The following is a 12,381-nucleotide window of genomic DNA, read 5'->3' on the forward strand; positions in this document are numbered from 1 at the left end:
CCCCGGCTCTCCGCGCCGGGGGCCCCAGGGCGGTTCGCGTCACACCGAGTGCAGCAAGCTCACCCAGGTGCCGCTCTCGGCGGACGTCGCCATGGCCTCCAACGCCGTGGCGCTGTGGACGGCGTCCGTCAACGTGGCCCCGTACGGCGTCTGTTCGGCGATGGAGCGCAGGAAGCGGTGGGCCTCGATGACCTTCAGATCGTCGTAGCTCATGCTGTTCGCCGCGCCCGGCTGGAACGCGCCGTACTCGCCGTGCCCCGGGCCGACTCGAAGGGTGCTGACGGGCTGGTCCTGGTACGACGTACCGAGGCTGACGCCGAGCTCGTTCATACGGCGGAAGTCCCAGAAGACCGCGCCGCGCGTGCCGTGGACTTCGAAGCCGTAGTTGTTCTGCTCTCCCACCGAGACCCGGCAGGCTTCGAGGACACCGCGCGCACCGGAGGCGAAGCGCAGCAGGCAGGAGACGTAGTCCTCGTTCTCCACCGGCCCCGACTCGCCGCCGGTGGCGAGCGTGTGACCCGCGGTGGCGCCGCTGGGGCGAGCCCGCTCCGGCAGGAAGACCGCGGTGTCGGCGGCGAGCGAGGTGATGTCCCCGAGCAGGAAACGGGCCAGGTCCGCGCCGTGCGCGGCGAGGTCGCCGAGAACTCCGCTGCCACCGCGGGCGCGCTCGTAGCGCCAGGTCAGAGCGCCCTCGGGGTGTGCGGCGTAGTCGCTGAAGAGCCGGATGCGCGCGTGGGTGACGGCTCCGATGTCACCGGAGGCGATCAGTTCCCGGGCCGTCTCCACGGCAGGCGCGTTGCGGTAGTTGAAGCCGACCGTGCCCTGGACGCCGGCTTTGGCGACCGCGTCGGCGACCGCGCGGGCGTCGTCGGCGGTGAGACCGACCGGCTTCTCGATCCAGATGTGCTTGCCCGCCTCGGCCATCGCCACGCCGATCTCGCGGTGCAGGAAGTTCGGGGCCGTGATGCTCACCGCGTGCACCCGGGGGTCGGCGGCGACCTGGCGCCAGTCGCGGGACGTCCGGGAAAAACCGAACTGCGCCGCGGCCTCCTCGGCGCGCCCGGGCACCTCCTCGGCGACGGTCACCAACTCCGGGTGCACGGTCAGCTGCGGGAAATGGTGCAGCACGCGGGCGTACGCCTGACTGTGCACACGGCCCATCCAGCCGAAGCCGACGACCGCGACCCCGAGCGGCCGGCGTGCGGCTCCACTGGTTTCGCTCTCCATGTTCCACCTCTTTGGACCGGTCCAAACTCTCTCCCTCCACCCTGATCGGAGCATCGGAATGCTGTCAACACCTTTGACAGCATCAAAAGCTCTCTGCGACAGTTCGGGAAACGCGAAATGATGAAATGGAGCGGTCCAAACCATGGCCGAGGTGCACGGGGCGCTCGCATGACGGGCGCGGGCGGGCGCACGCTTGCCGACGGCCGTCCGACCATCCGTACGGTCGCCGAGCGCGCCGGCGTGTCCAAGTCACTGGTCTCGCTCGTGCTGCGCGGCTCCGACCAGGTACGGCCCGAGAAGCGCGAGGCCGTGCTGCGGGCCATGGACGAACTCGGCTACCGGCCCAACGCCGCAGCGCGCAGCCTCAGCGAGCAGCGCTCCCGCACCGTCGGCGTCCTCCTCCACGACCTGCGAAACCCCTGGTTCGTCGACCTGCTCGACGGCCTGAACTCCCTGCTGCACGACAACGGCCTGCACATGCTGATGGCGGACGCCCGCCTCAACCGCCGTATCGGCCAGGACCTCACCCGCCCCTTCCTCGACCTCCAGGTCGACGGGCTGGTCGCCATCGGCACCCTGCCCGACCCGGCCGCTCTCGGCGCGGCGGCCCAGCGGATGCCGGTGGTGATCGCGGGCACCCGTGAGCCGGTGCTGCCCGGGGTCGACGTGGTCGCGGGCGACGACGAGCACGGCGCGCGCCTGGCCGTCGAGCACCTCATCGGCCTCGGTCACCGGTCCATTGCGCACATCGCGGGCTACGGGGCCGTGGGCGACCTGCGGCGCCGGACCTTCGAAGCGACGATGGGCGCTCACGGACTGGCCGACGGTGCGCTCGTGGAGCCCAGCGACATGACCGAGGAGGGCGGCTACCGCGCCACCGTCCGCCTGTTGAGTGGGCCTCGCCGCCCCACCGCGGTCTTCGCGGTCAACGACATCGCCTCCGTCGGCGCGCTCTCTGCCGCAGAGGAACTCGGCCTGCGGGTGCCGCGCGACCTGTCCGTGCTCGGCTACGACAACACCAGCATCTCGCGGCTGCGGCACCTGTGGCTGACCACCGTCGACAACGCCGGGCACGACGTCGGCCGCCGCGCCGCCCGCTGCCTCCTGGACCGCTTCGCCGACCCAGCACGCCCGGCCGGGGTGCACCTGTCGACGCCGACCCTGGAGGTGCGGGGCACGACGGCGACGCCGGCCGCGGTGTGAGCACCCGCCTCCCGTCGGATGCGCAGGCGTTGACCCGGATACGGTCGCCATGGTGCGCCCCTTCACCGGCGTTGAAGCCACGGTCTCATCCGTGAGCGGTGAGCCAGTCCTCGTCGGACCACACCACGGTCGGTGGAATGCGGCCCGCGTAGCCGGGATCCTCGGCGAACCGCGCGCGGACGCTCGCGTGCACGTGTGCCTCGGGGGGAACCTGGCGGCGCCGGTAGGTGAGCAGCGCCCAGACCCAGCCCATCCGGTGCACTTTGCCGAAGGCGTGCTCGGGTGTGAGGGTCACCTGACGCGCGTACGCCCCGGTCTTCAGCCGTAGCCCCGAGGCGAGGGCGCCGTCGACGATCCACTTCAGGGCGACGGTGGGCAGCCGCGGATCGTCCTCGAAGGTGCCTCCGACGTCGCAGTGGACACCGGCGAACCACACCTGTTCGACCGAGGTCGGGACGGCGTGCCCGGTGTCGCCGGCTGTGACGAGGTACTCCCGGTAGGGGCGCCGCTTCTCGTCGATGGACACGGCATGGCGGACGCTGTGGGCGCCGGGAATCTGACGGGTGTACGGCCACCGCAGGTTCCACCGCAGGACGCCCGCGGCCTTCACCGAGTCCCAGAGCCCCAGGTAGTCGAGGGGGATGCCGACGCGTCCGCCGACCGCGTTGCTGAACGCGCCCGCGAAATGGTGGAGTTGATCCCAGTCCTGGCGGGTCCAGTCCTTGTTCTTCGCATAGACGGACACCGCGTACGGGACGAGGTTCTCCATGCCCGGCCGCATCAGCCCGACCGCCTTGAGCATGCCCGCGAGCGCACGGGCCGTGTAGGCGCCACGGCTGAAGCCGAAGACGTAGATGCGGTCACCGGGTTCGTAATGGCCCATCAGGTAGGTGTAGGCCTCCGCGAGGTTGGTCCTGAGGCCGGAGCCGAAGGCGAGCCCGAAGAGCTTCGACAGTCGTCGCGCGAGCGGTGTCCACGCGCCCGCCGCGGAGAACGTGCCGACCCCGGGGTCGTAGTAGGCGATCTGCTGGGAGGGGTCCGAGAGGTCCAGCATCTCGTACAGCCGGACGACGTTGGTGTTCCCTTTCGCCTTCAACTGATTACCTGTGCCATCGAGACAGATGACGAGGTTCTTGGCCATGTCGGGCCTCGCGTTCACCGGGAAAAGCGCTCGTGGAGCTGCTCTTGGATGTTCTCGGGACGACGCTCGCTGGGCATTTACCAGGACATATCGGTCTTCAATAAATATAATAAGAGAAATGCTGCCCAAGGGCATGCTCCGGCAGGATCGAGTCTCCGGAGGATCCATGGCCGGTTCCGTGATCCATCTCGATGAGCAGGCCGGCCCCGCGTGCTCGCACGCACTGATCATCGGCGTCGGCAAGTACCCCCATCTCGCCGGCGGCGCGTCACCGGTGGCCGATCCCGACGGCATGCGGCAGCTCAGCTCGCCGCCCCTGTCCGCCCGCGCCTTCGCCACCTGGTTGCTCACGGAGTACCACGACCCTCAACGACCGCTCGGCAGCCTCGCGTTGCTGCTGAGCGAGGAGCAGCCCGCACCGTTCGTGAATCCCCGCACCCAGCAGGCCCACGAGGTCGAGAACGCCACCATCGACAACATCCTCGCGGCGGTCACCGAGTGGTACGACCGCGCCGACAGCCACGTCGACAACCGCCTCGTCTTCTACTTCTGCGGTCACGGAGTCTCGCAGGGCGAGGACATGGCGCTGCTGGCCGCCGATATCTTCGAGGACCTGCACAACCCCCTCAACGGCGCCCTGGACTTCACGGGCCTGATGAACGGGCTCAAGCGCTGCAAGGCAACCCAGCAGGTGTTCTTCGTCGATGCCTGCCGGTCGAACTCCGATGTGCTGATCGAGCGTTCGGGAGCCCGGTTCGCCGGACGCTCGCCGCTGGGCGCCGGGACCCGCCCGCTGGACCTGCCCCGGCGGTTCCACATTCCGTACTACGCCACCCTGGCAGGAGACCAGTCGCACGCACGGCCCGGGCAGGTGAGCCTGTTCACCGAGGCCCTTCTGAAGAGCTTCGCCGGCGCTGCGAGCGACGACCCCGAGGGCGACTGGCGGGTCAACACCTCGCATCTGCTGGAGGCCATCGACCACTTCATGCACGAGCGGCAGTTCGCCGGAGCGGTCGCGGGCGTTCAGGTCCCCTCGGTCGGCGAGCTCCCCATCTTCGTCCTGCACCTGCTGCCCGGGCCGCCGGTCGTCCCGGTGTACGTCGGCTGCGATCCCGCGCAGGACAACGCCGACGCGGAGTTCGTCTGCCGGGAGGACGGACTCGAACGACTGCGGCGTCAGCCGGACCATGCCGACGGCGCGGATCCCGAGTGCGAGTGGGCCATCGAACTCCGTTTCGGCAACTACGACTTCGAGGCACACCTCGTTGACCAGGACGTACGCATCAAGACCGTCACCGTACGCCCGGTCTTCCGCCGCGTGCAGCTGGTGAAGCCATGACCACCGGCCTGAGTGTGACCGTCGCCCTGAGCCTGGTCGAGCCGGACCTCTCCGAGGGCGCGAAGATCGTCGGCAGCATCTACCCGGCCGACGACACCGGAGTCGCGCACCGCAACGTCCTCTTCCCCTGCGGGACATCGGCGCCCCCGGCACGCTACGAGGTTGCTCCCGGCCGCTACACCGTCTCCGCCACCCTGCCCTCCGGCGTCGTCCTCTCCCGGGACGCCGAGGCGCACGAGGGCAGCGACACCCCGGTGACGCTGCGCATGGCACCCTCGCCGTTCGAATCGCACTCCTGGCAGTACCTGATGGGCAACATCGAATCCTATGGGGCCTATCACGACGACTCCACGGTTCCGGTGCCCCGTTCCCAGGGATCGCGATCCGGGGTCCGCGACTGGGACTCGATCGTCGAACCGGGGCACGCGGCCTGGATCGGCGACCCCGAACCGGCCGGCTGGCACTTCGCGCCGATGCTCGACCTGGCAGACGGGCGCGCCGAACGGCAGGTCGTGTTCGAGCTCGCCCGCTCCGAGCCCCACTCCGTCCCCCACCTCGCCCTCGGCGACGAGGCGGCACGGCTGTACCGGTTCGGTGCGCACGGCCCGCTCGACGAGGACGGCAGTGCCACGCTCGCCGGTCCGACGGGCCCGCGGCAGTTCCTGGTCGTCGCACTGGCCGGCAGCGAATACGTCGTCACCCTGCCCGCGCCGTGGGGCAGCGCCCAGATCGAGGTGATGGTCAACGAACGCCAGAGCCCGACCGGCAGCGCCATCTCGGTCAGCGTCCGCGACAGCCTGGTCGGGCCCGCCCTCGGATACATGACCCGGGGCGCCTTCGACGCGGCGGCGACCCTCGTACGGGACGCGGAGAACCTGCTCTACGGCAAGATGGAGAACCCGCTCGCGGCCGTGGCCGGCGCCTACGTCCTGGTCGGCAGCGAGCTGACGGAACAGCCGCAGCGCTGGGACCCCTGGCTCGACCATCTCCGCCGCGAGTTCGACTGGATGAGCGACGGCTCCCTGCTGTGGGCCATGCGCCATCTGCGCCGGGCACACAGCGAAACGGAACGGAGCGCGGCGCGCGACGCGCTCGTCGAGGCCTTCGACCGCGGAGTTCCTGTCTTCACCCTCGGTCTGAGCAGGCTCATCCACGGACTGTCCGAATTCCCCGACGACGCGGAGTGCGCCCGCCGGCTCGACCAGGCACGGCGCCTGTCGTACCGCGTCGACATGCGCGAGCCGTTCGTGATCGTCGCCCTGCGAGGGAGGCAGCAATGATCAGGTTGACCATGATGCCCGGGGAGGACGGCGACTGCCTGCTCCTGGAGTACGGCGATGACACGTTCATTCGCCGGATCCTCATCGACGGCGGTCGCGCGGGCACGTATCCGCGCATCAAACCCACCCTTGCCCGCCTCGACGGACTGATCGACCTCCTCGTCGTCACCCACGTCGACCAGGACCACATCCTCGGCGTCCTCGCCCTGCTCGCGGACGCCGAGCGGACAGTGGAGTTCGGCGAGGTGTGGTTCAACGGATTCGATCACCTCCTGGAGACCGAGGGCTTCGGCGCCCAGGACGGCGAGAAGCTCACCAGTGCGCTCGTCGCGCAGCGGATCGCCTGGAACGACTCGTTCGGCGGGATGAGCGCCGAGGTCGGACGACCGCTCGCGTGGTTCGACGACGGATCCGCCATGGAGGTCCTCTCTCCCGACCGTGCACAGCTGGAGCGACTGGCCCCCGACTGGGTGAAGGAATGCGCCAAGAACGGCCTGATACCGGGCCGGGATCCGGACGAGATTGCCGCGGTCCCCGATTTCGAGCACTTCGGCGGCGTCAACGTGGAACAGCTGGCCGCGACCCCGTTCGATCCGGACACCTCGAAGACCAACCTCACCAGCATCGGACTGCTCTTCGAGTTCGACGACAAACGCGTCGTCCTCACCGGCGACGCGGACGACCGCCGACTCGTGGCGTCGATACGACCGCGCGCCGAGGCGGAGGGCGGCCGCCTGCACGTCGACGTCCTCAAGGTCGCCCACCACGGCAGCGATCACAACCTGTCCAAGGAACTGCTCGACCTGATCGACTGCGACCGCTACCTGATCTCGACCAGCGGTGCCCGGCACGCCCACCCCAACGAGATCGCCATGGCCCGCATCCTCAAGCACGGCGGCCCGCAGAAAGAAATAGTTTTCAACTACCGCGACCGTGCGGCCCTCTGGGACGTCGAAGCCCTCAAGGACCGTTTCGGCTACACGGTCACCGCGCCTGCGCAGGACGTGGAGGACGGTTTCGTCAGCTTCGAACTGTGAGCCAGGCGGAGGCGCATCCCCCGAATGGCGCTTCCCGGTGGACAGGCAGACGATGGAATGGAAGAAGTGCGGTCGGCGTCGGCGGCGGCGTTCAGGGTGGACGCGGGGGAGTGGTGACCGAATGTCCGACCGCGCCGGGCAAGGCCAGATTGGAGGCAGCCGTCATGCTTGAGATCAAGGCGGCCGACAAGCCGGATGAACGGCGAGATTTCCCTCGGGGCCACCTCGAAGCCGTCCACCTCACGGGACTCGACTTCGCCGTGGGAACCTTCGAGCCCGGTTGGCGCTGGTCCGAGTCCGTGGGACCGATCGCCGGCACCGAGAGCTGCGAAATCCACCACAACGGCTATGTCGTCCAGGGTCGGATGCACCTGCGTATGGATGACGGAACCGAAGGCGAGGTCGGACCCGGCGACGTCTTCGTGTGCCCGCCCGGGCACGACGCGTGGGTCCTCGGCGACGAGCCGGTCGTCGTGTACGACTTCGCGGGCGGCATGGCGCAGGACTACGCGAAGGCCCCGTAGAGCCGTCCGGCGAATCAGTTCGCAGGGAAGCAACGGCGCCTGACAGATTCCGGGACTGCCGCATGATCCGCCGGCCGGGCCCATGGGCCCGTCCGGCGGATCATGCCGGTCAGGCCCACGGGCCCAAGGGTCTCAGCGCTTGAGCGTGAAGGTGAAGTCGCCGGAGAGCTTGTCGCTCAGCCGGACTGCCGACACCAGCCTGCCCTCGATGATCAGTCTCTCGACCTCGGCGCGCGAAAGACGGCACCCTTCAGCGATCAGTCGCACCGGCCGGACAGGGATCCGTGCCGCAAAGCGGACCGATACGTCGATCACCTCGCGGTCCAGATGATCCGATCCGCCGGTGTCGAGGCGCCAGGCGTTGTCCCAGTCGAGAGCGATGCGATTACGGCGCCGCACCACCGGATCCTGGAGCAGTTCAGCTGCCAGGCCGGGATCGTTGTCATGCAGCCGGTCCAGCAGCTCACGCCGTACGGAGCGCACATTCGTCCGCTCCAGGAACGTGAGCTTCGCGGTTTCCCCGCAAGCGGTGCAGAGCACGAGGAGCCAGGCGTCGATGAGCTTGTGGTGTGCGTTAATCCGAAATTTTCCGTTTGCCCGGAAACGTTCGGACGCGCACGCGTGGCAACGGCGGCGAACAAGAGGCAGGCAGGTGGGCGCGACCACCCAGTTGTTGAGCACAGAGGTACACCGGTTTCAGTGAGAATTACGCAGCACGGAGGAGCGCGGCGCACAGGGCGCGCCGCGCGACGATTCAGCGCTCGAGAGGTCTCACACGGTGTACAACGGGACGCCCTTGCCTAGACGACTTGGTCCGGCAGCACGGTAGTGGCGCGCGGGGGCGATGTTCCACCGGTTTTCCAGGCGGCGTGGGCTCGGGGAGACCGACTGCACCCCTCTTTTGAACATGTTCAACTTCCTGGGATAGGCTCCCATCAACTACTGAGGGGGAGCCTGATGAAGATCGTGATACCTGGGGGGACCGGACAGGTGGGGGCGATCCTGAGGCGCGCCCTGACCGCGGCGGGCCATGACGTCGTCGTCCTGACCAGACGCCCGAACGGGGAGAGCGAGGTCCCGTGGGATGGCGAGACACTGGGTCCCTGGGCCGAGGTCATCGACGGCAGTGACATCGTCATCAACCTGGCCGGCCGCAGTGTGAGCTGCCGCTACACCCCGGCCAATCTCCAGGCCATGATGGACTCCCGGGTGAACTCGACCCGGGTCGTGGGAGAGGCGATCGCCGCTGCCGTACGGCCTCCCCGGCTCTGGCTGCAGATGAGCACGGCGACCGTGTACGCCCACCGTTTCGACGCACCCAACGACGAGGCGACCGGTGTGCTCGGCGGCGCGGAGCGTGGCGTTCCCGGCTACTGGGCCTACAGCGTCGAGATCGCGAAGGCCTGGGAGCGAGAGCAGGAGCGAGCCGTAACTCCCCACACCCGCAAGGTCGCCCTGCGCTCCGCCATGGTGATGAGTCCCGACCGCGGAGGCGTGTTCGATGTCCTGCTGCGGCTGGCCCGGCTCGGCCTCGGCGGACCGGTCGCGGGCGGCGCGCAGTACGTGTCCTGGATTCACGAAACCGACTTCGTCCGCGCGGTCGAGTTCCTGAGCGACCGCGACGACCTTGCCGGACCGGTGAACCTGGCGGCGCCCGCTCCCGTGCCCCAGCGCACCTTCATGCGTGCGCTGCGCACTGCTTGGGGCATGCCCGTCGGTCTGCCCGCGACGAAATGGATGGCCGAACTGGGCGCCTTCGCGATGCGCTCGGACACCGAACTCCTGCTGAAGAGCCGCCGCGTCATCCCCGGCCGCCTGCTGGAAGCGGGCTTCGTCTTCGACCATGCGCAGTGGCCGGAAGCCGCACGTGACCTCGTGGAACAGGTGCGCGGGGGCGCGTTCCGCCCGAAGTGACCCTCCGCGCGCCCCCAGTTCACCTCCGTACCACGTCATGAGAGCCGATCAAGGGGTACTCGACGGCGCCGTGGGCGGGGAGGGTGAGGCTGATGGAAGTCCGTCGTGTCGGAGGAGTTGAAACAAACCGTCCGGGCTGTTTATCTGGCTGGGTGGGGTGGGTGCTACCGCTGGAAGGTCAAGTCGGGCACGGCCGCAAAGGGTGCGCGCCACACTCCGGCAGACCTTCTGGCCGAGGCTTCTCTTATCTCGTGACGCATCGGTCGGGCGGTAGAGGGAAGAGGAATGGGAAAGAAAGATACCGCGCATGCGGTTTGATACATTAGAATGGGTGCCGCCCGGGACGCTCGGGGCCGGCTGCCTTCGCTGCGGTCCGGGTCGGCAGGGTGAGCTCACAGGAGGGGCGTGATGGTCAAGCAGGCTCGGGCGGCGAGGACGCGCCAGGCTCTCATCAATGCGGCGGCCGAGGTCTTCGCGGACGACGGATATGCGCTCGCTTCACTGCCCGCGATCAGTAAGCGCGCCGGTGTGAGCACAGGCGCGCTGCACTTCCACTTTCCCAGCAAGGATCTGTTGGCCCGCGAGGTCGAGGCGTCAGCCGTTGAGTCGGTCGAACGGCTGGCGCAGCAGGGGCGGGTGCGGGATCGCGCCGGCCTGCAGCTCCTCGTCGACGTGAGCTGTGAGCTGATGCTCGCGGTGAGCGCGGACATCGTGCTGCGGGCCGGATTCGAGCTGGGCGGCGATCCGTCGCGCAAGAACGAGGAGGGGCCGGGCCGGTGGTGGAGCGACTGGGTCTACCGGTTGCTGTGTGAGGCCGACGGTGCCGGCGAGCTGGCGGAAGGTGTGTCGCCGGAGGGGGCAGCGGCCGCTGTTGTCGCCGCGACGGTCGGGTTCGGCGTGCTCAACGGCCGGCGCCGCGTTCGCTTCTCCCCGCAGTTGGTCGAGCAGTTCTGGGTCCTCATGCTGCCGGGGCTCGCGGCCTCGCCGGCCGGTGTCCTGGTCGTGTCGGGCGCGAGCGTCGGTGCTGCCGTGAGAGGCGACAACTGACGATATGGCGTGATGGTTCCGTTCCTCGTGCTCGTAACGACGACGGCGCTCGGTCGAGTGGGACTGGGGTGGCGGTTGGGCGGGAATGGAGTGGCTTGTTGGTCGTTGACATACCGTCTGCGCTGTTTTTTAGTAGCGATGTCGGGGGCGGCGCGCGGTCGCTGTCGCTGTGATTCGAGTGCTTGTCGCTGGCGATGCTGAGCGCGGTTGGGGTGGTGGTCGTAGTGGGCGGTGCGGACGTGAACGTGGATTGCGTGATGCTGGGGTCGCTGGGGGTGTGGGTGGGCGGCATGTCGGTGGTCCCGTCGGCACCGAAACCGCGCCAGGTGCTGGGTTTGCTGGCGGTGCACAGGGACCGGGTCGTGTCCGTGGGGACGCTGGCGGAGGAACTGTGGGGGGAGGTTCTGCCCCGGAGTTCACGGGCGACCGTCCAGACGTATGTCCTGCAGGTGCGGGAGTTGATCGGGACGGCGCTGGAGCGAGGCACACGGGAGGCGAACGGGGGCGGCGACTGCCATGCGAAGGACGTGCTGTTGACCGTGCCCGGGGGCTATGTGCTGAGAAGCGGTGGCGGCGGGTGTGACGTAGGCGAGTTCGAGCGCATGGCAGGCTCGGGATATCGGGCGATGGACGCGGGGGACTGTGCGGGGGCTGCCGCACTGCTGCGCCGGGCCCTGGGCCTGTGGAGCGGTCCGGCGTTGGCCGGGGTGCGCGCGGGGACGCATCTGCAGGGGGAGGTACGGCGCCTGGAGGAGGCTCGGTTGTGCGCGTTGGAACGACGGATCGAAGCCGACCTGCAGCTGGGGCGGCATCGCGAACTGCTGGCCGAGCTGACGGTGTTGGTGAGCCGATATCCCCTGCACGAGGGCCTGTGCGGACAGTTCATGGTCGCTCTGTACCGAGCGGGCCGCCGCGGTGAGGCACTTGAGGCGTACCACCGGTTGCGCGCGGTGCTCGTCAGGGAACTGGGTCTGGAACCGTCGGCCACGCTGGTGAAGCTGCAGCATTCCATTCTGGTGGCCCGCCCCGAGCGCGCCGTTGCCGGATCCGCGGCGCGCGGCGGCGGCACAGGAGACCAGGGAGCCGAGCGGTTTGCTCCGGTCGGCTGAGTAACCGCACGCATCGGCCCCGCAGTTCGACTTCCCCTCGGAGGTCGCCGCTCAGCAGCCGACAACTGCCCCGGGCACCGCACCGGTTGCACCGCTGGATTCTCGTCAAGCGAGTCGGCGGTCCCGGGCGGCCTCTCAGATGGCCCCGCGAATGGCCCGTTCGAAGTCCTCGACGTGACTGCGGGCCAGCTGCGCCGCCTTCTCCGGCTCACCGTCGACGATCGCCTCGATCAGCGGACCGTGCTCTTCCACGTGGCCGGCCATGTCGGACAGCCGGTCGATGAACAGGCACCAGATGCGGGTGGCCAGGTTGTCGTGGCGGACGAGGGTGTCCTGCAGGTACGGGTTGTGCGCGGCGGCGTAGACGGCACGGTGGACGCGAAGGTCCAGGTGCATGAGATCGGTGGTGCCGCTGCGCAGGGGGTCCACGCTCTCCAGCTCCCGCCGACGTACCGCCTGTTGCCGCGCTCCTCGTTCGCCGACTACCTGGCCCGCTGGCTCATCGACGCGATGAGCGACTACGGCGGCCCCGAGGTCCCCTGACGGGGCTGACCGCGTTG

At 69.0% G+C, this 12,381-nt stretch carries 11 protein-coding genes and 2 pseudogenes; 9 read left to right on the forward strand and 4 right to left on the reverse strand.

What is annotated here, in order from left to right:
- Positions 1-39: 39 nt before the first annotated feature.
- Positions 40-1,227 (reverse strand): Gfo/Idh/MocA family protein, encoded by a 1,188-nt coding sequence (locus ACN6LB_RS26210; protein WP_445028065.1) that lies wholly within the window; start codon positions 1,225-1,227, stop codon positions 40-42.
- A 168-nt stretch (positions 1,228-1,395) separates the two neighbouring features.
- On the opposite strand from ACN6LB_RS26210, the gene ACN6LB_RS26215 reads away from it, so the two are divergent.
- Complete coding sequence (locus tag ACN6LB_RS26215; RefSeq protein ID WP_445028066.1) at positions 1,396-2,430, forward strand: LacI family DNA-binding transcriptional regulator; 1,035 nt, start codon at positions 1,396-1,398, stop codon at positions 2,428-2,430.
- An 85-nt stretch (positions 2,431-2,515) separates the two neighbouring features.
- Here the strand turns inward: ACN6LB_RS26215 and ACN6LB_RS26220 are convergent, their stop codons facing one another.
- Complete coding sequence (locus ACN6LB_RS26220; protein ID WP_445028067.1) at positions 2,516-3,571, reverse strand: DUF2235 domain-containing protein; 1,056 nt, start codon at positions 3,569-3,571, stop codon at positions 2,516-2,518.
- Positions 3,572-3,737: 166 nt separating this feature from the next.
- Between ACN6LB_RS26220 and ACN6LB_RS26225 the strand changes: the two genes are divergently transcribed.
- The 4 genes from ACN6LB_RS26225 to ACN6LB_RS26240 all read left to right on the forward strand — a co-directional run bounded on the left by ACN6LB_RS26225 (position 3,738) and on the right by ACN6LB_RS26240 (position 7,751).
- Positions 3,738-4,910 (forward strand): caspase family protein, encoded by a 1,173-nt coding sequence (locus ACN6LB_RS26225; RefSeq protein ID WP_445028068.1) that lies wholly within the window; start codon positions 3,738-3,740, stop codon positions 4,908-4,910.
- Positions 4,907-6,190, forward strand: coding sequence for a hypothetical protein (locus tag ACN6LB_RS26230; protein ID WP_445028069.1), 1,284 nt, complete (start codon positions 4,907-4,909; stop codon positions 6,188-6,190). Before ACN6LB_RS26225 ends, ACN6LB_RS26230 begins: the two co-directional genes overlap by 4 nt.
- Positions 6,187-7,227, forward strand: coding sequence for a ComEC/Rec2 family competence protein (locus tag ACN6LB_RS26235; protein WP_445028070.1), 1,041 nt, complete (start codon positions 6,187-6,189; stop codon positions 7,225-7,227). The genes ACN6LB_RS26230 and ACN6LB_RS26235 overlap by 4 nt, the downstream gene beginning before the upstream one ends.
- A 164-nt stretch (positions 7,228-7,391) precedes the next feature.
- Positions 7,392-7,751, forward strand: coding sequence for a cupin domain-containing protein (locus ACN6LB_RS26240; RefSeq protein WP_356145666.1), 360 nt, complete (start codon positions 7,392-7,394; stop codon positions 7,749-7,751).
- 132 nt (positions 7,752-7,883) lie between these two features.
- Here the strand turns inward: ACN6LB_RS26240 and ACN6LB_RS26245 are convergent, their stop codons facing one another.
- Positions 7,884-8,432, reverse strand: a complete 549-nt coding sequence (locus tag ACN6LB_RS26245) for a DUF1062 domain-containing protein (RefSeq protein ID WP_445028071.1) — start codon at positions 8,430-8,432, stop codon at positions 7,884-7,886.
- 276 nt (positions 8,433-8,708) lie between these two features.
- Between ACN6LB_RS26245 and ACN6LB_RS26250 the strand changes: the two genes are divergently transcribed.
- The 3 genes from ACN6LB_RS26250 (at position 8,709) to ACN6LB_RS26260 (ending at position 11,821) form a co-directional block, all read left to right on the forward strand.
- The gene (locus tag ACN6LB_RS26250) at positions 8,709-9,665 is read left to right on the forward strand and encodes a TIGR01777 family oxidoreductase (protein WP_445028072.1); all 957 of its coding nucleotides are present in this window, start codon (positions 8,709-8,711) and stop codon (positions 9,663-9,665) included.
- Positions 9,666-10,073: 408 nt separating this feature from the next.
- Complete coding sequence (locus ACN6LB_RS26255) at positions 10,074-10,712, forward strand: ScbR family autoregulator-binding transcription factor (protein WP_445028089.1); 639 nt, start codon at positions 10,074-10,076, stop codon at positions 10,710-10,712.
- Between the two features lie 245 nt (positions 10,713-10,957).
- Positions 10,958-11,821, forward strand: a complete 864-nt coding sequence (locus ACN6LB_RS26260) for an AfsR/SARP family transcriptional regulator (protein ID WP_356146383.1) — start codon at positions 10,958-10,960, stop codon at positions 11,819-11,821.
- A 135-nt stretch (positions 11,822-11,956) separates the two neighbouring features.
- On the opposite strand, the pseudogene ACN6LB_RS26265 reads toward ACN6LB_RS26260, so the two are convergent.
- Positions 11,957-12,268: pseudogene (locus tag ACN6LB_RS26265) on the reverse strand (FCD domain-containing protein); the annotation flags it as partial.
- Between ACN6LB_RS26265 and ACN6LB_RS26270 the strand changes: the two are divergent.
- Positions 12,266-12,364, forward strand: a pseudogene (locus ACN6LB_RS26270) (sarcosine oxidase subunit gamma); the annotation flags it as partial. The pseudogenes ACN6LB_RS26265 and ACN6LB_RS26270 sit on opposite strands and share 3 nt — an antisense overlap.
- Positions 12,365-12,381 lie beyond the last annotated feature (17 nt).

The organism is Streptomyces sp. SAS_270, from assembly GCF_052543295.1.